This is a genomic window from Paenibacillus methanolicus, from assembly GCF_008124765.1.
In the GTDB taxonomy this organism is placed as follows: domain Bacteria; phylum Bacillota; class Bacilli; order Paenibacillales; family Paenibacillaceae; genus Paenibacillus_Z; species Paenibacillus_Z methanolicus.
Genome location: NZ_VNHS01000009.1, coordinates 263,145 through 286,438 on the forward strand (window position 1 = coordinate 263,145; position 23,294 = coordinate 286,438).

Genomic DNA, 23,294 nt, shown 5'->3' on the forward strand with positions numbered 1-23,294 from the left:
ATCGGATATCGGACCAGCGGGGGACCATAGCATGAACAAAACAGACCGACAACTCGCCATCATGCTCGAACTGCAGCGGAACAAGCTCTTGCGAGCGGAAGATCTGGCTGCCCGATTCGAGACGAGCGTGCGGACCATCTATCGAGACATTCAAGCTTTGAGCGAAATGGGGATCCCTATCATGGGCGCGCCCGGTCACGGGTATTCCTTGATGGAAGGGTATTTTCTGCCGCCGATCGGGTTTTCCGCCGAAGAGGCGGTCACGCTGCTTATGGGAGCGGATTTTATCGAGCAGCGGTTGGATGGGGATTACGGGCAGGTCGCGAAGGCCGTCAGGCGCAAAATCGAAGCGATTTTGCCCGAGCCCGTGCGCGAGGAGTCGAGGCGCGTACGCGCAACGATGCGGCTACTGCACGCAAGCGAACCGATCACGGGCTTGAAGGAAAAGGAGTATCTCGGGCAAGCGCGGCGCGCGATCATGGAGCGGCGCACGATAAGGATGGCGTATCGGAAAAAACTCGCGGAATCGGACGGCAATCGGAAAAGTACGCGTGAGGTCGATCCGTACGGATTGGCGCTGGTGCAAGGTCATTGGATGTTGATCGGACGCTGCGGCCTGCGGCAGGATATCCGACATTTCCGGTTGTCGCGCATCTCGGAGCTCGCCGTGTTGGAAGAACGCTTCGTTATGCCGCAAGACTTTAACTTAGGCGGTTACCGTCCGCCGGACGACCGCAACGAACGCGTGTTGGTTCGAGCCCTTTCCGATATGGTCGACAAAATCGCGGAGCAGGCTGATTTCTATATGGAATCGGTCGAGGAACGAGTCGACGGCGCATGGGTCCGCTTTCGCGTACGCACGCCGGATGAGCTGCTGCATCATATCCTTAGCTGGGGAGGAGACGTCGAGGTTCTAGAGCCGGAGTCGTTGCGCCGCCGGGTGCGGGAAGAGGTTGAGAAAATGTTAAAACGCTACTGACACGCTGTTGTCAGGAGCGTTTTTTTATACTTGGCTTATCCGAACGAAACGAGGAGTGTTGGTTATATGAGAAATACAGCGGAAGCCTTGTTGGCGTTTGAAGCGACGGTTGGACGTTACTTGGTTGAATTGGAGCAACTCGATATGGAGCAATTGCGCGCCAAGCCAAGCGAGGAGGAATGGTCGATCGGCCAAATGGCGATGCATTTGATTCAGTCGGCGCAATTCATGCATCTGCGTAATGTCGACCAGTGTCTGGCAGGGGATGAGGCGACGTTTGGGAACGCGGGAGAGAAGACGGCGGGTGGTACGGACATCTTTGAGCGTGGAAGTTTTCCGCCCATTCGGATACAGGTCCCCGCTTCGCCGCAGTATACGCCGCAGCAACCGGAGTGTGTAGAACAGCTCGCGGAAGGACTTCGTGCCGTGGTAGAGCGGATGAAACGGACGGAAGTCGCGCTGAGTCAGGTACATGAAGGGAATCGAGTCCCTCATCCGCGCTTCGGCGCATTAAATGCCAGAGAGTGGTTTCTGCTTATCGAGATGCATTACCGTCATCACCTATTGCAGCTTGAACGGTTGCGGGACTTCTTGGGAAAGAATGGTTAATGAGTCGCCAGATGCCGAATGCCACGGATCGGCAGCAATGTCGGTACTGGATTGGCGTTGTGTCTGCCTCGCATGTAGAGAGAGCGGCGCAGGGGGGATTCGCGCAACTCTGTCATGGCAAAGCCGCGCCTTTACGTCGGATGCGTCAAGGGGATTGGCTCATCTACTATTCTCCGCGGACGGACATGGCGAAAGGAAAGCCTCTCCAATCCTTTACCGCCATCGGACAAGTCGTGGATGACCGCATCTACGAATACCGGATGTCGGAAACCTTTGTCCCCCTCCGCCGGGATGTGCGCTTCCTCCCCTGTCAGGCAGTGAAGATTGCCGATCTGTTAGGGCAGCTAACGTTCACCCGCGGGAAGCTCAATTGGGGGTATGCCTTTCGCTTCGGCCAATTTGAGATCGGAATCGAAGACTTCCAGACCATTGCTCGTTCCATGCTTGGCGATGCGGGGTATACGAATGAGCAATCGGAGAGAAATCCACACCAGGCCAATTTGCTATAATGGCCAAAAGGAGTGGAGTGAATATAGAACCCAACTAACAAGGCCAACCACCAGGCAGCGCAAGTAGGCGAGCGGGAGATTGCGATCATCCGACTATTGGAAGCGCCGCGAGATCTAGCGTTCGAGGCATGGACGAAACCGGAGCATCTATCGAAGTGGTGGGGGCCGCAAGGATTTACGTCGACGTTCCAGAAGTTCGAGCTGCAACCGGGCGGCACCTGGGAATTCGTTATGCATAGCCCGGATGGCGTGGATTTCCCGAACACCAATGTCTTCGACGAGATCGTGCAGCCCGAGCGCATCGTCTTTCGGCATACCGTGTTTCCGCATTTCGTCGCGAAGGCCACCTTCGAGGAGATAAACGGCCAGACGAAGCTCACGTATCGCACGGTATTCGAAGAAACCGAGGCCGTATTCGAAAAGGTGAAAACCTACGCGGCCCCCGGCGCCGAACAGACGCTGGATCGGCTGGAGGAGCTGCTGGCTCAGTTGGTAAATCGGACATCAGGACATTCTCAGCAATAAGCACCGATTAGCAAGAGCCGCAGAATCTACGAATTGCCGTTTCTCTCTCGCTGCCGCTTTCATAGAATGCTATGAAGCCAAGTAGAGGAGGGATGCGGCATGGTGACGAGCAAGCAACTGAAAGCGTTCATTCTGAATGCGGAACTAGCCTGGGAGAGAGTCGTCTTTTCGTATGACCGAAACACGACGCCGATAACGATTGGCGAGTTTGACTACTACAAACTGCCTTCCCGATTCTCGACCCGTGGCAAAATTTTCCGGCATTATCGTCAATATTGGAGCGCCGTGTATGCCAATCGTATGATTTGTTCCGCGGAGTTCCGGTCTATTCGGGGATGGCTGTACGCGCCGGATGCGGATACGGGCGGCTTGCCCTACCAAGTGTTGGGCGTGAAGATCGTGAAGCAAACGTGCAGCCGAATCATCGTGGACGCCGTTCTCGCCGATCCGGCCGTTGAGCGGATGACCGTCCGCTATATCATCTCTCGTAACCCGGGCACGGGCGCGATGACGATTATATTGCGCAAAAGCCCGTATGACGATTACCGGTACGCGCCGTGTAACCGAACGAGCGCGAAGTCCCCGCGCTAACCGCCCAAGGTACTGACTATTGTTGGTACTAGGCTAAGCCAATGCAATCCTGAAATAGCCAAGAACCGTAGGCGGGTCATTCCGCTACGGTTCTTTTTGCGCTCCTTGACCGCTAGCCCCGCCTACCCCCGATGCCGCTGCCGATAATCGTTCGGCGTCATGCCGGTATGCTTCTGGAACACTTTCCCGAAATACTTCGAGTCGATGTAGCCGACGCGCTCGCAAATTTCATAGATGCGGAGGTCCGTCTGCACGAGCAGGCTGCACGCCTTCTCCATCCGCACCTGCGTCAAGTACGTGTTGAACAGCATGCCGCAGCCGTTCTTGAAAATTTGCCCGAGATAGTGCGGGGTGAGATGCACGGTCTCCGCGACGTCCGACAGGGAGAGCGGGGCATGCAGATGGGCCTGAATGTACTGCTTCGCCCGCTGTACGATGTCCGCATGGTAGGGAAGCTCGGGCATCGGCGCTTCCGGCTGAGCTTCCGACATCGCCTCCGGCGGCGCATCCAGCTGCGCCACGGCCGTATCGGCTTTGGGCGGCTTCAGCTGCGCCAGTACCCGATCGACCGCCTCGAGCAGCTCGTCCGTGTCGATCGGCTTGAGCAGGTAGCCTTTCGCCCCGTATTTGAGCGCCGTCCTCGCATAGGCGAAGTCTTCGTACCCGCTGACGAGAATGACTTGCGTGTCCGGCTTCTCCTCATAGATGTACTGCAGCAGCTGCAGCCCGTCCATGTCCGGCATCCGGATATCGGAGATGACGAGCCGGATCTCGGCGTCGTCCTCCAGCATGCGGATCGCTTCATACCCGTTGTGGGCGATCCCGGCCACGCCCAATCCCCGTTCGCTCCATTCCTCCATCGTGCTCAAGCTATCCGCGATAATCCATTCGTCGTCCACGATGAGCAGTTTCATGCGGTTACGGTCGCTCCCTTCTCGGTAGTCTGAACAGCACGCTGAAGCCTTCCGCGGCCGGCTCGATCCGAATGCCGTACGGCGCGCCGAAATGCAATCGGATGCGCGACTGCACGTTGAACAGGCCGACTTTGCCATGATGCTTGGTCAGCTCGAGCGCCCGGTGCTCGAGATCGTCGCTCAGCTTCATCGCCGCGTCCTCGGCCATGCCCGCGCCTTGATCGGTCACGCGGATGTAGACGTCCTCGCCCTCGCACCAGCCGCGAATGTCGATCGCGCCGCCGCGCTGCTCGGCACCGAGCCCGTGGATGACGGCGTTCTCGATGACCGGCTGCAGGATCCATTTGATCGTGTACAGCCGCTCCATGCCGTCCGCGAGCCGAATGTCGTACCGGAAGCCTTCCTTCATCCGAAGCGCATGGATCTCCAAGTAATTGCGAAGGTAGGCAATCTCCTTGTCCAGCGGGATCATGTCGTCGAAGCTGCCGATGCTCATCCGCAGCAGCCTGCCGAGCAGCACGATCATCCGGCTGATTTCGGTCTGCTTGCTTTTGCGGGCGAGCGAGTTGATCGATTCCAGCGTGTTGTACAGAAAATGCGGATTGATCTGCGACTGCATGGCCGTAATCTCGGCGCGGCGCTTCTGCTCCTGCTCGTCGTACACCTGGCCCATCAAATCCTGAATTCGCCCGACCATCGTGTTGAAGCCGTGGCCCAAGGCGCCGATCTCGTCGCTGGACTTGCCCTGATAGCGCACGTCGAAGTCGCCCCGTCCGACCTGGCGCATCATGCGCCGAAGGGCGGTGATCGGCTTGGCGATCACATTGGACAGCAGGAGCGAGGCGAGCAGGCAGAAGGCGACGCTGATCAGGGCGATCGTGAACGCCGCTTGGCGCACCTTGTAGATCGGCTTGTACAGCTCGCTTTTCAGAAAATAGGCGGTGAAATGCCAGTCGGTCGTCCCGTCGTAACGCTGAATGAGAAAATAGTGCTCGCGCATGCGCTCGAAATCCTCCGGGGCGAAGGAGCCTGCGGCGTAAGGGTACAGCATTTGACCCGCCTGATCGGTCACGATGACGCCCGAGGCATAGTCGTTATAAATATCGCCGAGCAGGAAAATGTTCTTCAGCAAGTCGCGCAGTACCTCAAGCTTGAAGTCGATGACGAGCGTCCCCGCGGCGCCCGCGCTCGTGCCGCCCGTCTGCCCGCCGATGCGCTCCAAATAGGAGAAGACGAGCTCGTCCGGTTCGGCTTGGCTGTAGGTACGCTCGTGCGCCATCGAGATCATGTAAGGCTGGGCGAGTTGGTCAGCCGGTGGCAGCCAAGCGAAGTCTGCCGAAGCAGCTCCTTGCAGGCGAGGCGCGTAGCCATATGCATGTACGAGGCCGTTGTCGCCGATCAGCGTCATGCCGACGTTCTCAGGGCGGATCGCCTTCGCCGCGGCGAGCATCCGGTCGATCTCGGGCAGGAACGCCTGTCCCTGCGCGGCGGTCGCAGCACCTAGATAGGAGGTGACGTTCGGATCGGCCGCGATCGCGTCGCCCATCCGGCCGACGTCGGCGATAAAGAATGAAAGCGTCTTCAATTTCTGGTCCAGCACGTTCGTCGTTTCCCGGTTCAGCTTCTCGTCGAGCGTGCTCTCGGAGTTCGTGAGGACGAACCAGCCGGCGAGCATCAGCGGAATGATCGAGAGCAGCAGGAAGGAGACGAGCAGCTTGGAGAAGATCGATTGCCGTATGAAAGGGCGCATGCCCGCCTACCTCCGAACTCGCGTGGAATGTTATGTAGCCTACCTTATCAAATCGGGCTCCCCCGAAGCAAGCGCCAAAATGAATCCACGATTTATCCACCCTGGTTCGACGATCTGTCTCCTGTTGCCCCCCGCATAAGTCATGGTACATTGAGTTCTGTAATCGCTTCCACGACGTGATTCGGCAAAAAGCGAGAGCGGGCGAAGGCGACCGTGGATCCATTTTCCAGCCTGGGGGTTAGGAAGAGCCGGAGAGCAAACAATAACGCAAGGCAAGGTGTGGCAAATGCGGCGAATGGCCGACAGACCGCCGGCGTCCGGCGCTGGCGGAGGACATGGCGATTCGACATCATGCAGCGGCGAGGGGGGGCGGCGAAACCACGATGCGAGGACAACGGCTGGGCATGGCGCTCGCGGTATTGGCATTGTGCGCAACGGTAGGTTGTTCCGGCGCGAACGATGCGCAAGGGATCACGGAAGAGAAGAAGGCGGCCAACGCGTCGCCGGATGCGCCGGGGACGGGACGGCTAACGGGCAAGGTGCTGCACTTCGTCAACGGCAATCTCGGCGACAAAGGCTTCTACGATTCGGCCGAACGCGGACTCCGGAAGGCGTCGTACGTCTACGGCTTCAAGACGGAGACCGTGGAGGGCGGGACCGATCCAGACGCATGGGAGCCGCGGCTCGCGGAACTCATCGCGTCGAACGCCTACGAGGTGATCGTCGTCGGAACGTCCACGATCCGGGACGTGTTCGAGAAGCTGGCGCTTCAATATCCGAAGCAGCAATTCGTGTTCTACGACGACAAGATCGAAGGACTGCCGAACGTGTACGCGATGGTGTACTCGCAGAGCGAGGGTTCCTTCCTGGCCGGCGCGTTCGCCGCGATGGCCACGACGGACGAGTCGCTGAAGAACGCCAATCCGGAGAAGGCGATCGGCTTCATCGGCGGCATCGACGCGGCGATCATCCATGATTTTCAGTCCGGCTACGAGCAGGGCGCGGCGTATATCGATCCTCAGGTGCGCGTGGTATCCGCTTACGTGGGGGATTTCACGAATCAAGCTAAGGCCGAAGCGCTGGCCCGCGAGCAGTACGAGAGCGGCAAGGTCGACATTATTTACAACGCGGCGGGCGGCGCGGGCTTAGGGATGCTGAAGGAAGGCGACGAGCAGCGGCGGTACTCGATCGGCGTGGACAGCAATCAGAACGGCTATTATCCGGGCAGCGTGCTCGCCTCCATCCTGAAGAACGTGGACGAGTCCGTCTTCCGGGCGCTGAGCGAATATCGCGGCGGACGGCTGCCGTTCGGCAAGACGGAAGAGCTCGGCGTTAGGGAGGGCGGCGTCGGCATCGCGCGGGACGAGTTGTACGAGAAACACGTGCCGGAAGCGATCAAAGCGAAGATGAAGGAGATCGAAGCGAAAATCGCCAGCGGCGAAATTCGGGTGCGGTCATCGTTAAAGAACGAGGCGACATGAGGGGAGAGTTCGGCGAAGTGAGTGCGGACATTGTAGTCGTAGGCAGCTTGAATATGGACATGGTCATGGGCGTGGAGCGCCGGCCGGCGAAGGGAGAGACGGTGCTCGGGTCGGGTTTCTTCCTCAATCCCGGCGGCAAGGGCGCGAACCAGGCGTACGCCGCGCGGCGCCTTGGCGCCAACGTCGCCATGATCGGCAAGGTAGGAGACGACTTGTTCGGCGGCCAATTGCTGGCGCATCTGGAGGCGGCCGGCGTGGACGTATCGAACATCGGGCATGTGGCGGAGGCGGCGACCGGCGTCGCGGCGATCGCGGTCGATCCGGAAGGCGACAACAGCATCGTGGTTGCCCAAGGCGCGAATCAGGCGCTTCGTCCCGAGGATGTGCGGTATTGCGAATCGGTCATCGGCGGGGCCAAGCTGCTCATGCTCCAACTAGAGGTTCCGCTCGAGACTGTCGTCGAAGCGGCGATCATCGCCAAGCGGCATCACGTACCGGTCCTGCTGGACCCGGCGCCGGCGCGCGAGCTGCCCAGAGAACTGCTGCGGCTCGTCGATTATATCGTGCCGAACCAGAGCGAGATCGAAGAGCTGACCGGCGTCGCCGTCTCGAATGCGTCGACCGCCGTGGTCGCGGCCGAGCGGCTGATGGGACAAGGCGTGGCGACGGTATTCGCCAAGCTCGGGAGCAAGGGCGTCGCGGTGGTTGGCCGTGACGAGGCGTTCACGGTAAGCAATTACGAGGTCGAAGCGGTCGATACGACGGCCGCCGGCGATGCGTTCGCCGGGGCGTTGGCCGCGGCGCTCGTATCGGGCCAGTCGTTGAGAGAGGCCGCCGGCTTCGCCAACGCGGTCGGCGCGATCACGGTGACGCGAAGAGGCGCGCAGTCTTCGATGCCGGACCGGCAGGAGACCGAGCAGTTTATGCAATCCGCTCGACAGGGCGACTAAACCAAACAGAAAGAGGAATGATCCATGAACAAGAACAAACGTAAACTCGCCGGGGGACTCGCCCTTTCGATTCTAATGCTGGCCTTGTCCGCGTGCGGCAATAGCAATTCGTCCGAGCCGGCGTCCGGAGCGGCGGATGCCGATGCCAATGGCAAGAAAGTAAAAGCGGTGTTCTACGTGGACGGCGCGCTCGGCGACAAGGGTTTCTTCGATTCGGCCCAGCGCGGGATGGATCGGGCCGCCAAGGAGCTCGGCATGGACGTGAAGACGGTCGAGGGCGGCACGAACCAAGCCGACTGGGCGGCCGGACTGGAATCGCTCGTCGCCGGCAACCAGTATGACGTCGTCGTCGTCGGCACGAGCAACATGACGGATATCGTCAAGGAGCTGGCGCCGCGATACCCGGACGAGAAGTTCATCTACTTCGACGATAACCTCGGCGATATTCCGAACGTGTACTCGATGCTGTATGCCCAGAGCGAGGGTTCGTTCCTGGCGGGCGCTTTCGCGGCGCTGGTGACGGAGAGCAAGGAACTTCCGGCGGCCAATCCGGACAAGACGATCGGCTTCATCGGCGGGATGGACATTCCGATCATTAACGATTTCAAGTCCGGTTACGAGCAAGGCGCGAAATACGTAACTCCCGACGTGAAGGTCGTCTCCTCGTATATCGGCGATTTTGCAAACGCTCCCAAAGGCAAAGAGCTCGCCTTGGCGCAGATCAACGGGCAGAAAGCGGACATCGTCTATCAAGTCGCCGGCGGCGCGGGTCTCGGCTCGCTGGAAGCAGGCAACGAAACCGGCAAATATACGATCGGGGTCGACGCGAACCAGAACGGCCTCTATCCGGGCAGCGTGCTCACCTCGATGATGAAGAACATCGATGCCTCCGTCTTCCGGGCGCTGGAGCTGTTCCAGCAGGGCAAGCTCGAATTCGGCAAGAACGAAGTGCTCGGCATTCAAGAAGGCGGCGTCGGCTTGGCCAAGGACGACCTGTACGCGAGCCATGTGCCGCAGGCGATCCGCGACAAAATGGCCGAGATCGAGGCAAAAGTGGTCAGCGGCGAAATTAAGATCGATTCCATCCTGAACTAACGGGGGACTAGCCATGTCAGTCTTGCTGGAAATGAAAAATATCCACAAAGTGTACCCGAACGGAACGGCGGCGAGCCGCGGCGTCGACCTGCAAATTTACGAGGGCGAGATCCATGCCCTCGTCGGGGAGAACGGCGCGGGCAAGTCGACGCTGATGAAAATGCTGTTCGGCCTCGAGATGCCGACAAGCGGCACGATCTTATATAAAGGCGAGCCGATCGCGCTGAGCGGGCCGCGCGACGCGATCAAGTACGGACTCGGCATGGTGCACCAGCATTTCATGCTCGTCCCTTCCTTGACCGTCTCCGAGAACATCGTCTTGGGCGAAGAGCCGAAGCAAGGCCCGCTCTCGCTGTTCCGGGACCGGGGGACGGAGGAGAAGCAGATCGCGCAATTGATGGCCACCTACGGATTGAAGGTGGAGCCGCAGGCGAAGGTCGAGACGATCCCGGTCGGGCAGAAGCAGCGGGTGGAAATCTTGAAAGTGCTCTACCGCGGCGCGCGCATCATCATTCTGGACGAGCCGACGGCGGTGCTGACGCCGCAGGAGACGGACGAGCTGTTCGATTCGATCAAAGCGCTGGTCGCGGAAGGCTACACGATCATATTCATTACGCACAAGCTGCGCGAGGTGATGGAAATCTCCGACCGGGTGACCGTGCTGAAGGCGGGCAAGACGATCACGACGCTCATGACCAAGGCGACCAATCCCGAGGAAATCTCGCGCCTCATGGTCGGCCGGGAAGTGCTGTTCCGGGTGAACAAGCGGCCGGCGGAGCCGAAGGACGCCGTGCTGTCCGTGAAGGATCTCCAGGCGGCCGACGACAAAGGCGCGCCCGCGCTGCGCGGCGTCTCGCTGGAGATTCGCGCCGGCGAAGTGCTCGGAATCGCTGGCGTGGAAGGCAACGGCCAGACGGAATTGGTCGAGACGATTACGGGGCTTCGGCGATCGACGGGCGGTCAGATCCGTTACTTGGGCGAGGAGCTCGCGGGCCGCAGCGCCGGCCGGATCCGCGCGATGAAGGTCGGCCATGTGCCGGAGGATCGCCAGACGGCCGGGGCGAGCTTGACCTCGACGATCGCGGAGAACCTCATCCTCGACCATTACCGCAATCCGGCGTTCCGGCGCGGGCCGTTCCTGAACGCGCGCAAAATCAAGGAATTCGCGCGGACGATGATGCAAATCTTCGACGTGCGCGCCGCGCACGAGCAGGTGGCGGCGGGATCGCTCTCCGGCGGGAATTTGCAGAAAGTCGTCATCGCGCGGGAGCTGTCCAAGAACCCGAAGCTGCTCATCGTCTCGCAGCCGACGCGCGGCGTCGATATCGGGGCGATCGAATTCATCCATAGCGAAATTATTAAGCGACGCGACGGGGGCGCGGCCGTCATGGTCGTCTCCGCGGAGCTGTCCGAGGTGATGGCGCTCAGCGACCGGATCGCCGTCATGTACGAAGGAGAGATCGTCGCCGTGCTGGACAACACGGAGGCGCTGACGGAGGAAGAGATCGGCCGCTACATGCTGGGGCTGGGCACCAAGACAGAACATCCAGAACGTAAGGAGCAAGAGGCGATATGAAATCGGTCAAGGACATCTATTTGGAGCTATCGGGCATCGCGATCGCGGTTCTCCTCGCGCTGGCGTGCGGCTTCGCCGTCATTCTGGCCACGAGCAGCGAGCCGCTGACGGCGCTGTCTTCGCTGATCATCGATCCGGTTACGAACCCGTTCAATATCGGAACCGTGATCAACAAGGCCGTGCCGCTCATGCTGACGGGCTTGGCGCTGGCGGTCGTTTTCCAGGCCGGGGTATTCAGCATGGGGGCGGAAGGCCAGCTGTATATGGGCGGCTTCGCCGGCGCGATCGCGGGCATTTATTTCGACGCGCTTCCGTTCTGGCTTCATTTCGTCGTCATTATCGGATGCGCCATGGCGGCGGGGGCTCTATACGCGGCGATCGCGGGACTGCTCAAGACGTACGCGAACGCCAACGAAATCGTGACGACGCTGATGCTGAATTTCGTAGCCATTCTAACGACTTCTTATTTCGTCAACAACGTCTTCAAAGATCCGACTAGCGGCGGCGCGGCCCGCATGGCCTATCTGTCGCCGGAAGTGCTGCTGAGCAAATTGATCCCGGGCTTCTCCGCCCATGGCGGCATCGTCATCGCGCTTGCGGCCGTCGTCATCGTCTACTTGCTGCTCTATAAGAGCCCCGTCGGCTACGAGCTGCGGCTCGTCGGCAAGAACGGCAAATTCGCGACCTACGGCGGGATTTCGAAGAACCGCGTCCTCCTGACCAGCATCATGATCAGCGGCGCGCTCGCGGGCCTTGCCGGCATCGTCGAGATTCTGGGCATCCACGGCACGTTCAAGGAGAACTTCTCGGCCGGACTCGGCTTCGACGGCATCATCATCGCGCTGCTGGCGCGCAACCATCCGATCGGCATCGTCGTCGCGTCCTTCTTCTACGCGTACATTCAGGTCGGCGCGCAGACGATGCAGGCGGGCAGCGACATGCCCCGCGAAGTCGCGGTCATCATCCAAGTCATGCTCGTGCTGCTCGTGTCCGCGCAAGGCATCTTCAACTTCATGAAGCACAACATGCGCAAGAAAGGCGGTGTCGTCTAATGTGGCAAAGCATCTGGTCGCAGCTGGTGGATATGACGCTCGTCGTCGTGCTGCTGCGCTATATGACGCCGATTCTGCTCGCCGCGCTGGGCGGACTGATCTCCGATATCGGGGGCGTGCTCAACATCGGCTTGGAAGGCTTGATGCTCATCTCCGCCTTCACGTCCATCGCCGTCGGTTCGGCATCGGGCCATTGGCTCGTCGGCGTAGCGGCGGGGATGACCGCCGCCGTGCTGACCTGCCTCGGCATGGGATTCTTCTCCATTAAGCTGGGCGTCGACATCATCATCGCGGGCTTCGCGGTCAATATATTCGGATCGGGCATTACGATCTTCTTAATGAGCAAAATCTTCCACGTCACCGGGAACTATACGCCGGACCAACGAACGCCGATCCCGACCGTGAACCTGCCATTCTTACAAGACATTCCGGTGCTCGGCAAACTGCTGAGCGGCCACAGCCTCATGATCTGGATCGCCTTGCTGGCCGTGCTGTTCTGCGTCGCCCTCATCTACCGCACGCCGTACGGCGTCCATCTGCGGGCGGTCGGCGAAGCGCCGTCCGCGGCGAAGTCGCTCGGCATCCCGGTGAACCGGATTCGCTACTCGGCGCTCGCATGGAGCGGGGCGTTCGCGGGCCTGGCCGGCGCCTACCTGTCCATGGGCATGACGAGCATGTTCGTCAAAGACATGACCGCAGGAACGGGCTTCCTCGCGCTCGCGGTCGTGCTGCTGGGCAAACGCAACCCGGTCGGCATCCTGATCGGCTCGCTCATCTTCGGCCTGGCAAGCGCCATCACTACGATCGTGCAGACGACCGAAGGCACGGCCATCCCGAGCCAATTCGTGCAGATGATTCCGTATCTCGTCACCATCGGCTCGCTCGTGGTGTTCGAAGCGAGAAAGCGCAAAGGTGCTGCTGTTCCTGCTACCCACACTATATAAGTTGAACTTGGCTGTCCCCCAAACGAGCGGAGCGAGAGTGATGCATCTGGAGAAGCGCAGCGTTCGCCTTTGTGAACGGATATCTACCTTGTTCAGCTAAATTCAAAGATATCCGTGAACAACAGCGATCGGAAGAGCATCACTCTCGCGCAGCAAGTTTATGGGGAGCTTAGGTTTCTACTTATATTCCACCACTCTACGAAATGAAGGTGCCCTCCATGACAACCCGCATCATCCTCGACGTCGACACCGGAATCGACGACGCGCTGGCATTGCTCTACGCCGTCAAAGCCGATGGCATTCAACTCGAAGGCATTACGACCGGCATGGGCAACGTAAGCCTCGCCCAAGCGACCTTGAACACGCTGCAGGTGCTGGACCTGGCGAACGCGCCGGCCGAGCTGCCGGTGGCGATGGGGGCGGAGCGTCCGCTCTTCCGCCGCATGCCGCATACCGCCGAATTCATCCATGGGCCGAACGGGCTGGGCGGCTTCGAGCTGCCGGCCACGACGCGCAAGCCGATCGACGAGCACGCGGCGGATTTCATCGTCCGCAAGGCCAATGAACTCGGGCGGGAGCTGACGCTCGTGTTCGTCGGCAGACTGACGAATCTGGCGCTTGCCCTGGCGAAGGACCCGTCCATCGCGGGCAAAGTAGGCCGTCTCGTCCTCATGGGCGGCGCGCTCGATGCGCCGGGCAACGTGACGCCGGTCGCGGAAGCGAATATATGGGGCGATCCGGATGCCGCCCATATCGTGTTCGAATCGGGCATGCCGATTACGATGGTCGGACTCGACGTCACGATGAAGACCGTCATGCTCGAGCGGCATATCGAGCAACTGAAGCGTCAAGCTGCCGACGGCGCGGAAGCGCAGGCGGCGTTCATAGAAGCGATACTCCAGTTCTACTTCCGGGCGTACGAGCGGCAGAACGGCTTCTACGGCTCGCCGCTGCACGATCCGCTCGCGGTGGCCGTCGCGCTGGACCCGACGCTTGTCCGCACGGAATCGCACTACATTCGCGTTGAGACGCGGGGCGAATTGAGCGCGGGGGCGACGCTTAGCGATAGAAGGCGCGCGCCGTCCGCGACCAATACCGACGTGTGCGTCGACGTCGAGTCGGAGCGATTCATCGAGCAATTTATCCGGGTGTTAGCCCAGGCGTAGCGCCGCGGTTCGCGGGCAGAGGAGGAGTAGCAATGAAGAAAATTATTTTGGACGTCGATACCGGCATTGATGATTCGCTGGCGATCGCCTATGCCGTTCATTCGCCGGAGCTGGATATTCTGGGCGTCACCACATGCTTCGGGAACGTGTCGGTGGAGGAAGCGACGCGTAACACGCTCGTCGTGCTGGAGAAGCTGGACAGTACAGCGCTCGTCATTCCCGGCGCGGGAAAGCCGCTATTCCGCGGACCGACCAAAGGAAGCACCGTCGAGGTGCATGGGGAAGACGGGCTCGGAGGCGTGCTCGAGTCGGAACCGACGCGGCAAGCCGAGCGCGGCCATGCGGCCCGGTTCATGCGCGAACAGGCGCGGAAGCATCCGAAGCAGGTGAGGATCGTTACCGTCGGCCCGCTCACCAATCTGGCGATGGCCATTATGCAGGACCCGGAATTCGCCGGTCTAGTGGACAACGTCATCGTCATGGGCGGCGCGGTCACCGTGCCCGGCAACGTCACCCCGCATGCGGAAGCGAATATTTTCGCCGATCCGGAAGCGGCGGAGTATGTGTTCCGGTCCGGAATTCCGATCACCTTGGTCGGCCTCGACGTGACGATGCAGACGCTGCTGCCGCTCACGGAAGTCCGCGCTTGGCGCAATAGCGGCACGCAGCTCGCCGATTTCCTGGCCGGCATGACGGAATTCTACATCGGCGCGTACCAGCAGATGTATCCGGGCATCGAAGGCTGCGCGCTGCACGACCCGCTCGCCGTCGGGGTGGCCATCGATCCGAGCTTCGTCAGCGCGGTGCCGATGCATGTCCAGGTCGACGTCGAAGGGATTCTGTCCTACGCCAGGACGGTCGGAGATCTAAGAAGCAAGCCGGCCGCGGAGCCGAACGTGAAGGTGTGCATCGGCGTCGATGCCGAGCGGTTCCGGAAGCATTTTCTAAGCCGCGTTCTTGGAGTTGGCGCGCAGATGAGAACCGTGTAGGCGATCAATGGGACGTCACCATCCGCGCATCAACCTGTAATGATAGATGCGCTCCTCCGCTGAAAAGGCGTTGGGCGCGGATATTGGGCATTGATTCCGGACGGGCCGCGCGATACGATTCTAGTAAAATCATCTACTAGGAGAATCGCCCATGACGAATCATACTGCCGTGCCGTGGAGAGAAGCGCTGAACGACGACACGATCCATACCATTACCGGCGACGTTAGGGTGATCGAATCATTCCCGATTCCGCAGCTGCAGATCGCGCGCAGAGTGTGGATTTACTTGCCAAGAAGCTATCGCGAAGGCACGCGCCGTTATCCCGTTCTCTATATGCACGATGGTCAGAACGTGTTCAATCAAGCGACGTCGTGGGGAAGCGAGTGGGGCGTCGACGAGACGCTGGAGCGATTGGCGCCGGAAGACCCCGCGATGGAGGCGATCGTGGTCGCGATCGATCATGGGGGCAAAGAGCGCAACAACGAATACAACTTCACGATCAATGCCGAGTATGGCTTCGGAGGGAAAGGCGAGGCTTACGCCGCGTTCCTGGCGGAGACGCTCAAGCCGTATATCGACGGCAGCTACCGGACGCTCCCCGAACCGGAGCATACGATGATTGGCGGAAGCTCGTTCGGCGCGTACATCTCGCTCTACGCCGCCATCCGTTATCCAGCGCAGTTCGGCCGCGTGGGCGCTATCTCGTTCGTGATGTGGCAGGATAACGGCGCGATCGTCCAATTGATCCGGCAGTCGGCGCTTTCTCCCGCGCTGCGTGTTTACTTAAGCATCGGAGGACGGGAGACCGACAATCCCGATTTTAACCGGACCGCCCTCGAGCACGTCGCGTTGGCCCGCCAGACGCTGATCGAGACAGGGCTGCCGGAGAGCAGGATTCGGTTCGACTACCTTGCGGACGGCACGCACCACGAATCGACGTGGAGTCCGCTGTTCGCCGAGGCTTACCGCTGGCTGCTCCAGCCCTGATCTGACGCTTCGCGCTAACGATCAAGCGGCTGCAGCCTTCGCTTCCCGTGCCTCATATCCAACAAGCCGCACATCCAATGGATGTGCGGCTGTTTGCGTTTGAACGGCAACAAAGCTGGTCGCTTCCGACGGTGCAATCGCTTCAGCTCCGATGCCGATTCATAAGATATGACACATTAACCGTTGAATCACACCTTAAGCGGCGGAAGGGCGGATTATATAATCGTAGTACCCTGGAAGTTCGGGGGAAATACGAGGACGAGAGAGGGGAGAGACGGGCGGCACTCGGAACGGAAGAACGGATTCAGCTTCGAGCACGTTTGTGAGCGTTATCATTCATGGGCTGGCCATACAAGCTAAGCCAATATTTTCGAGGAGGTTCATTATGCGAAGCAAGTTCATCGCGATGTCGATGATCGTAAGTTTGATCGCGAGTTTGTTGATGACGGTCGGTCCGCAAAGTCCGGTATCGGCGGCGGGCGGTACGAACCTTGCCCTGGGCAAGACGGTGACGGCGAGCGGGCAGGCCGACGTCTACGCGGCAGGCCGCGCCAACGACGGCAATGCGAGCACGTACTGGGAGAGCGCGAACAACGCGTTCCCGCAATGGATTCAGGTCGACCTTGGCGCGAGCGCGAGCATTGACCAGGTCGTGCTGAAGCTGCCGGCCGGCTGGGAGACAAGAACGCAGACGCTGGCGGTGCAGGGCAGCGCGAACGGGTCGACGTTCACGAACCTGGTCGCCTCCGCGGGTTATACGTTCAATCCGGCGAACGGCAATGCGGTCACGATCAATTTCTCGGCGGCGAGCACCCGTTATGTGCGGTTGAATGTGACGGCCAATACGGCTTGGCCGGCCGGTCAAATTTCCGAATTCGAAATTTACGGCGCGGGCGGGACGACGAATCCGGACCCGAACCCGAATCCGACGGGCACGAATGTCGCCCCGGGCAAGCCGATCACGGCCTCTTCGACGACGCAGTCCTTCGTCGCGGCGAACGCCAATGACGGCAATACGGCCACGTACTGGGAAGGCAGCGCCAATCCGAGCCAGCTGACGCTGGATCTGGGGTCGAATCACAGCCTGACCTCGGTCGTCGTCATGCTGAATCCGGACGCGGCGTGGGGCACGCGCACGCAGACGATCCAAGTGCTCGGCCATGATCAGAACACGACGACGTTCGGCAATCTCGTCGCCGCGCAGTCGTATACGTTCAATCCGGCGACGGGCAACAAGGTTACGATTCCGGTGAGCGCCACGGCGAAGCGCGTGCAGCTGAACATCACGTCCAACTCCGGCGCGCCTGCCGGCCAGGTGGCGGAGTTCGAAGTCTACGGCACGCCTGCGGCGAACCCCGATCTGACGATTACCGGCATGTCCTGGTCGCCGGCATCGCCGATCGAGACGAGCAGCATTACGCTGCAAGCGACGGTGAAGAACAACGGCACGGCGAATTCCCCGGCCTCTACGGTCAATTTCTACCTGAACAACGCGCTGGCGGGGTCGGCTCCGGTAGCCGCCTTGACGGCAGGCGCTTCCGCGACCGTATCGTTGAACGCCGGCGCGAAGAGCGCGGCTTCGTACACGGTCGGCGCGAAGGTCGACGAGAGCAACGCGGTCATCGAACAGAACGAGGCGAACAACAGCTATAGTCACGCTTCCGCGCTCGTCGTCGGCCAAGTATCCAGCTCCGATCTCATCGTGACGCCGGCATGGAATCCAAGCAACCCGAGCGCGGGCAATACGGTCACGTTCACGGCGAACGTGAAGAACCAAGGCAATACGGCGACCGCCGCCGGACCGCATGCCGTTACGCTGACCCTTAAGAACGCGCAGGGCGCGACCGTCCAGACGTTGAACGGTTCTTACAGCGGCGCGCTGGCTGCCGGTCAATCCGTCGCCGTCAACCTGGGCACATGGACCGCGGCGAACGGCAGCTACACGATCGCGACGAGCGTATCCGCGGACGCCAACGAAATTACCGCGAAGCGGGATAACAACGCGAGCTCCGCGAGTCTGTATGTCGGACGCGGCGCGAACATGCCGTTCACGATTCTCGAAGCCGAGGCGGCAGGCAACGGCACGAACGGCACGAAGCTGGCGCCGAACTTCAAGCCCGGCGACTATGCGGGCGAAGCTTCCGGCCGCTCGGCTGTCCATCTGGATGCCAATGGCGAGTACGTGGAATTCACCCTGACTTCTCCGGCTAACGCGTTCGTCCTGCGCAACGCGGTAGCGGAGAATACGACGGGCACGGTCAGCATCTACGCGAACGGCGCAAGCGTCGGCAAATTCACGGTATCGTCCAAATTCTCTTATCTGTATGCGACGCCGAGCACGCTCGGACGTCTTGGCTACGACAATGCGCCGGGTGCCGGTCTGACCGCATACTGGCTCTATGAAGATGCCCAGCTGCTGCTGAACCAGGTGTATCCGGCGGGTACGAAAATCAAGATTCAGAAGGATGCCGGCGACGTGCCTTGGATATACGTCGACATGATCGAGACGGAGAACGTCGCCCCTGCCGCCTCCAATCCCGATCCGTCCAAATACGTGCAAGTGTCGGAAAGCAAATCGATCGAGCAAGCGCTCAACGAATTCCGGCAGGACAACACGAAGAAGGGCATATTCATCCCGGCGGGCGAATGGACGATGAACGGCAAAATCTACGTCTACGGGCGCGCAACCGAGATTCTCGGCGCCGGTCCGTGGCATACGAAGCTGGTCGCGCCGCAGAGCCAGACCAATACGGACATCGGCTTCAACATCGCGTCGACCGCCAATGGCTCCTCCATTAAGAATTTGTCCGCTTGGGGCAACTACGTCTACCGGTCAGACGGACCGGGCAAATTCATCGACGGCAACGGCATGCAGAACGTCACGATTCAGAACATTTGGGCAGAGCACTTCGTATGCCTGTACTGGGGCGTGAACTCTTCGTACAACACGTTCAAGGACAACCGAATTAAGAACACGTTCGCCGACGGCATCAACATGACGAACGGTTCCTCGTACAACGTCATCGACAACAACTATGCCCGCGGCAACGGCGACGATGCGTTCGCCCTGTTCAGCGCCGTGGATGCAGGCGGTTCATACAACGTGGGGAACAAATACACGAACCTGACGGCGACGAACGTCAGACGCGCGGCCGCGTTCGCGATCTATGGCGGTTCGAACAACCTGTTCCAGAACCTTTACGGCGCGGACACGCTGACCTATCCGGGCATTACGATCAGCAGCTATAGCTTCGGCTATAACACGCTGGGCTTCGGCGATCAGGATACGGTATTCGAGGGCATCACGCTTGATCGGACCGGCGGCGACTTCTGGACCAGCGTCGGCGCGGACGACAAAATCAACGAATATCAGAACTTCGGGGCTATTTGGTTCTACTCCGGCGACCGGGCGCTGAAGAATATCGTGGTCAAGAACGTCGACATCAACAACCCGGTCTACTTCGGCCTGATGTTCCAGACGATGTACCCGAACGCGCTGCCGATGCAGAACGTTCGCCTGGAGAACATCAACATTAACAACCCGACCCGCTATGGCATCAAGCTTGTCGCAAGCGCCGAGCAAGGGCAAGGACCGGCGGTCGGATCGGCCAGCTTCACGAACGTGAAGGTGAACAATCCGGGCATCCAAGCGATTTACGGCGAGAACAAGAGTCCGAATTTCACCGTGAACCGCGTGTCGGGCAACAATTGGTAATGCGTTAAATGTTCAAAGAGCTTACCGGAATTTCCATTTCCGGTGAGCTTTTTGGACTTCTAATGAAGTTTGAATCGAATACACTGCCATAATGATGTCAGTAAATGGGCATATAATGGACTCAAGTTCAATATTTTACTTAGGGGGATAATAACGATGAATACCCAACCAACTTTGCGTGGATTCGCAACCATTAGTTATTGGGCGGAGGATATGGAGGCGGCCAAAGGTTGGTACTCCGAGCTGCTCGGCATCACGCCTTATTTTGAACGTTCCGGTCCGGACGGGAAGTTAGCTTATGTCGAGTTTCGTATTGGGGACTATCAACATGAGCTGGGGTTGATCAATCGGCGGTTCGCGCCGGCCCATGCTTCCACGCTCCCAGGCGGTGCGATCATGTACTGGCATGTGGATGATATCGAAGCCACGCTTCATAAGTTGAAAGCCATGGGCGCCGAAGAGTATGAACCGCTCGTGCACCGCGGAGAAGGATTCATCACCGCTTCCGTCACGGATCCGTTCGGCAACGTGCTTGGCATTATGTACAACGCGCATTATTTGGAGATGCTGCATCGGGTGATGGCAGCTGAATAAAATGCAGTGGACAGCCGATATGACGATCGGCTGTTTTGTTGTACGTGACCACGAGAAAATTCTACTTTTCCCAATAAGAACGATTGTCACCATAATTCCAGTATATGGTACAATTGACTCCATCATCGTCATTTCATTCATGCACATGAAGAGGAGGAATCAAGTGATTAGAAAGATGCTAGGTATGGCAGCGGCAGCGATTCTCCTATCGAGTTACCCCGCGGGTCTTGCCGCTAGCGCTGAACTGTCCGTCCTGGAAAAGTATAAGGAGTTCAAGCAGGCTGGGATTTTTCAGGGAGGCTCGGACGGCGAGGTCGACTTGGAACGAACAATTACGAGAGCCGAACTGGCCGTCGTCCTGACGCGTCTGATGAAGCTGGACACCAGCGAAGATAAACAATCGGGGTTTGCTGATCTGGAAGGACATTGGGTGGCCAAGACCTCGGCCGTTAGTAATATGGTTCACTACAAAATAATGAATGGTAAAGGCTATAATCGCTTCGACCCCAATGGTCTGGTCACCGTCGAAGAGCTATCCGCCGTCTTGACGCGTACGTTGAAGCTTGAAACGAGCCAAACTACGATTGCCGATGCCATCGTCTCCGATTGGGCACGCGCGTATGTCGCAATAGCCGTAGATGCAGGCCTTATTGATCCACGGGAAGATTATACGGTTCCTGTTACTCGGGGCATGCTGGTCGATGCGATCTTTATAGAATATCAGACTATGCCATTGCCTGTTTCATAAGGCGAGCATAGCGGAGCGTCGCTTACATTGGGCGTGCGTTCTACCAAGTCCAATTCTTTCTTTCCGGGAGGATCAATGTCGTGTATAACGAGCCAATCGAGCGTATTCTTGCCAAGCTGCAAGCACTCAAACAGGAGGACGAAACGTATGAGATTTTCGGAGCGGAAGGTCATCTTTACGAGTTGGATGAAGTCTGGAATCCGGAAGAGGTGCTGCGTTTCGAGCAGAAGTGGAACGTGAAGTTGCCCGAGGAGTACCGGGCATTTCTGATGCTTGCGGGCAGCGGAGGGGCTGGTCCCTATTATGGATTGGAGCGTCCGGAAGAAGGCGTGTACACCGATCTGGATTATAAAAGCGAGCTTAACGACGTCTCGGGCTGCTTCTCGTATACGGAAGCATGGAACGCGGAGACGGACTGGGACGACGAGCGCTTGAGCGAAGAGGAACAGGAAGCGCTGGAGAACGATTATTTCGGTCCGGACAAGTCGGCCGGACTGCTGCGCATCAGCAATTTTGGCTGCGGCGTGTCCATCAATCTTGTCGTGAATGGCCCATCCTACGGCCAAATTTGGATCGATGACCGAGTCAACCAAGGCGGCATATACCCGGACCATTATTTCGATAATACGGAGCGGTTGACGTTTCTGACCTGGTACGAGACTTGGCTGGATCGTTCGCTCGATGAAATCAGGACATGACGTCTGAATGGGGAACGCTGGCAGCCGCTATACCGATCGGAGGTCTACCCGTTAACGAACCGCCGTGTCCAATAGATAGCGTAATCTCATAATAGGAGAGTCGAAGAATGGCGCGATCCTCGAAAGCACGCAGACTGTTGGCTGTTCCGCTGCTAATCGTGCTAACGGCTTGTACCGCTAACCAAGCCGAGCCGGTTGAACGGAATAACCCTGCTGCGACATCCACGACGGTTACCGAGACGGCCAACCTCGGCACGGAGCCGCCTACGCAGCATGATGAAGACAATGCCTCCAATCTGGAATTCGACCGGCAGCTTCAACCTTTCCTTCAGGCCGTTCGAGCGCAGGACGGCAAGAAGCTGACCGATATTCTGGTGGACATGAATCCGGACTATTATCGCGATTATTTAAAAATTGACTCGACCTTCATGAACCAGTTCCTGAAGATGCTCAGCGCGGAGATCGATCCGGGCGCGATTCAGGCCGAGCTTCACGAGCCCGGGGAGCGGCAAGCGACCTACAGGATAACGGGAACGAAGAATGGCGGCGATCCCGTCGAGATCGAAGATAGGCTATACGTTAGCCTGTCGCAAGGCGCCGAGCAGCCGTCGTTGGACTGGTCCTACATCCGGTATTTGCCGTATGCGGAAGACTTGGCGACCGAATACATTCGCCTGATCCAGGCGGGCAATGCGGACCAGCTGGCGCGTTTCTCGGTCGTGGATGATATCGCGTTGACGACGGCCAATGCGAAGAAGCTCATCTCGATCTATGCCATTTATTTCGACAATTTGAAACAAGCCGAGTTGATCTACATGGGCGGCTTTCAGTTCGAGGTGCGCGATGGGTCGGACAATCGACACACCTTCCGAATCGTATACGGAGATGGGCTGATGGGCATCGAAGACTCCTTCGCGCCGGCGATGACGACGTTGTAAGCCACGCTCCCATGCGCAGCCCCGTACCGATCTGCGATCGGTACGGGGCTCTTCGTGGCAGTCGCCTAAGCTTGCGACCGACATAATTCGGTTACTGCACCGCAATGGAATAAGCTTTGGCGATCGCCATCTTTATCGTAGGTATAATGGGTATAGACGACCATCCGATGAAGATCGAGAATTTGGCTAACGGTATAGACCTCTTCCAACCAATACATAAAGTAAACGCAAGGGGCGATCTCGACGTAATTGAATGAATAATACCCTTTGTATCCTTTATGCTGACCGGCAATTCCTTCATCATGACGATGCGTGGCGTCGAAGAATTGAATGATGAAGACATTCCCATCTACATAATCGTAGCGATAGGTCTTTCCCGCATAAGCCGGGAGATCATGATGCTGCTCTACATAATGAAAATGCGGATGATGCATACCATACGCCTCCTTTTGTGAGCAGTATATGCAACATCTAGGCGTATGC

22 protein-coding genes are annotated in these 23,294 nt (G+C 59.0%); 19 read left to right on the top strand and 3 right to left on the bottom strand.

Translation table 11 applies throughout. The features are described 5' to 3' along the window. The first annotated feature begins 31 nt into the window (after nucleotides 1–31). From BCM02_RS23535 to BCM02_RS23555, 5 genes are all read left to right on the top strand, one after another. Nucleotides 32–979 (top strand): helix-turn-helix transcriptional regulator, encoded by a 948-nt coding sequence (locus BCM02_RS23535; protein ID WP_148931568.1) that lies wholly within the window; start codon nucleotides 32–34, stop codon nucleotides 977–979. A 66-nt stretch (nucleotides 980–1,045) separates the two neighbouring features. Continuing rightward, the gene (locus BCM02_RS23540; protein WP_148931569.1) at nucleotides 1,046–1,588 is read left to right on the top strand and encodes a DinB family protein; all 543 of its coding nucleotides are present in this window, start codon (nucleotides 1,046–1,048) and stop codon (nucleotides 1,586–1,588) included. Between the two features lie 11 nt (nucleotides 1,589–1,599). Further along, nucleotides 1,600–2,097, top strand: coding sequence for an EVE domain-containing protein (locus tag BCM02_RS23545; protein ID WP_148931728.1), 498 nt, complete (start codon nucleotides 1,600–1,602; stop codon nucleotides 2,095–2,097). 87 nt (nucleotides 2,098–2,184) lie between these two features. Then, nucleotides 2,185–2,622, top strand: coding sequence for an SRPBCC family protein (locus BCM02_RS23550; RefSeq protein WP_425466202.1), 438 nt, complete (start codon nucleotides 2,185–2,187; stop codon nucleotides 2,620–2,622). 99 nt (nucleotides 2,623–2,721) lie between these two features. After that, complete coding sequence (locus tag BCM02_RS23555; protein ID WP_148931571.1) at nucleotides 2,722–3,213, top strand: DL-endopeptidase inhibitor IseA family protein; 492 nt, start codon at nucleotides 2,722–2,724, stop codon at nucleotides 3,211–3,213. 122 nt (nucleotides 3,214–3,335) lie between these two features. On the opposite strand, the gene BCM02_RS23560 is transcribed toward BCM02_RS23555, so the two are convergent. Beyond that, nucleotides 3,336–4,127: a response regulator transcription factor gene (locus BCM02_RS23560; protein ID WP_187434375.1), complete on the bottom strand. Its 792-nt coding sequence runs from the start codon at nucleotides 4,125–4,127 to the stop codon at nucleotides 3,336–3,338. A 4-nt stretch (nucleotides 4,128–4,131) separates the two neighbouring features. Further along, entirely contained in the window at nucleotides 4,132–5,877 is a 1,746-nt protein-coding gene (locus tag BCM02_RS23565) for a cache domain-containing sensor histidine kinase (RefSeq protein ID WP_148931573.1), read from the bottom strand. Nucleotides 5,878–6,260: 383 nt separating this feature from the next. Here BCM02_RS23565 and BCM02_RS23570 point away from each other — a divergent pair, with 383 nt between their 5' ends. The 14 genes from BCM02_RS23570 (at nucleotide 6,261) to BCM02_RS23635 (ending at nucleotide 22,811) form a co-directional block, all read left to right on the top strand. After that, nucleotides 6,261–7,358 (top strand): BMP family lipoprotein, encoded by a 1,098-nt coding sequence (locus BCM02_RS23570; protein ID WP_187434376.1) that lies wholly within the window; start codon nucleotides 6,261–6,263, stop codon nucleotides 7,356–7,358. 17 nt (nucleotides 7,359–7,375) lie between these two features. Then, nucleotides 7,376–8,308 (top strand): ribokinase, encoded by a 933-nt coding sequence (gene rbsK / locus BCM02_RS23575; protein WP_148931575.1) that lies wholly within the window; start codon nucleotides 7,376–7,378, stop codon nucleotides 8,306–8,308. A gap of 24 nt (nucleotides 8,309–8,332) precedes the next feature. Then, nucleotides 8,333–9,403, top strand: coding sequence for a BMP family lipoprotein (locus BCM02_RS23580; RefSeq protein ID WP_148931576.1), 1,071 nt, complete (start codon nucleotides 8,333–8,335; stop codon nucleotides 9,401–9,403). Nucleotides 9,404–9,416: 13 nt separating this feature from the next. Further along, entirely contained in the window at nucleotides 9,417–10,979 is a 1,563-nt protein-coding gene (locus BCM02_RS23585) for an ABC transporter ATP-binding protein (RefSeq protein ID WP_148931577.1), read from the top strand. After that, on the top strand, nucleotides 10,976–12,031 hold the full coding sequence (locus tag BCM02_RS23590) for an ABC transporter permease (protein WP_148931578.1): 1,056 nt from the start codon (nucleotides 10,976–10,978) through the stop codon (nucleotides 12,029–12,031). The genes BCM02_RS23585 and BCM02_RS23590 overlap by 4 nt, the downstream gene beginning before the upstream one ends. Beyond that, a complete protein-coding gene (locus BCM02_RS23595; protein ID WP_148931579.1) occupies nucleotides 12,031–12,975 on the top strand; it encodes an ABC transporter permease in 945 nt (314 codons plus the stop codon). Before BCM02_RS23590 ends, BCM02_RS23595 begins: the two co-directional genes overlap by 1 nt. A gap of 218 nt (nucleotides 12,976–13,193) precedes the next feature. Next, on the top strand, nucleotides 13,194–14,141 hold the full coding sequence (locus tag BCM02_RS23600; protein WP_187434377.1) for a nucleoside hydrolase: 948 nt from the start codon (nucleotides 13,194–13,196) through the stop codon (nucleotides 14,139–14,141). 32 nt (nucleotides 14,142–14,173) lie between these two features. Further along, nucleotides 14,174–15,130 (top strand): nucleoside hydrolase, encoded by a 957-nt coding sequence (locus tag BCM02_RS23605; protein WP_148931581.1) that lies wholly within the window; start codon nucleotides 14,174–14,176, stop codon nucleotides 15,128–15,130. 151 nt (nucleotides 15,131–15,281) lie between these two features. Further along, nucleotides 15,282–16,118 (top strand): alpha/beta hydrolase, encoded by an 837-nt coding sequence (locus tag BCM02_RS23610; RefSeq protein ID WP_148931582.1) that lies wholly within the window; start codon nucleotides 15,282–15,284, stop codon nucleotides 16,116–16,118. A gap of 385 nt (nucleotides 16,119–16,503) precedes the next feature. Then, nucleotides 16,504–19,833 (top strand): galactose-binding domain-containing protein, encoded by a 3,330-nt coding sequence (locus BCM02_RS23615; RefSeq protein WP_148931583.1) that lies wholly within the window; start codon nucleotides 16,504–16,506, stop codon nucleotides 19,831–19,833. A gap of 156 nt (nucleotides 19,834–19,989) precedes the next feature. Next, nucleotides 19,990–20,427, top strand: coding sequence for a VOC family protein (locus BCM02_RS23620; RefSeq protein WP_148931584.1), 438 nt, complete (start codon nucleotides 19,990–19,992; stop codon nucleotides 20,425–20,427). Nucleotide 20,428: 1 nt separating this feature from the next. Beyond that, a complete protein-coding gene (locus tag BCM02_RS23625; RefSeq protein WP_148931585.1) occupies nucleotides 20,429–21,175 on the top strand; it encodes an S-layer homology domain-containing protein in 747 nt (248 codons plus the stop codon). Between the two features lie 80 nt (nucleotides 21,176–21,255). Further along, nucleotides 21,256–21,873: an SMI1/KNR4 family protein gene (locus tag BCM02_RS23630; protein WP_148931586.1), complete on the top strand. Its 618-nt coding sequence runs from the start codon at nucleotides 21,256–21,258 to the stop codon at nucleotides 21,871–21,873. Between the two features lie 107 nt (nucleotides 21,874–21,980). Further along, the gene (locus BCM02_RS23635) at nucleotides 21,981–22,811 is read left to right on the top strand and encodes a hypothetical protein (protein ID WP_148931587.1); all 831 of its coding nucleotides are present in this window, start codon (nucleotides 21,981–21,983) and stop codon (nucleotides 22,809–22,811) included. 65 nt (nucleotides 22,812–22,876) lie between these two features. On the opposite strand, the gene BCM02_RS23640 is transcribed toward BCM02_RS23635, so the two are convergent. Further along, a complete protein-coding gene (locus BCM02_RS23640) occupies nucleotides 22,877–23,245 on the bottom strand; it encodes a MoaF-related domain-containing protein (RefSeq protein WP_148931588.1) in 369 nt (122 codons plus the stop codon). Between the last annotated feature and the right edge of the window lie 49 nt (nucleotides 23,246–23,294).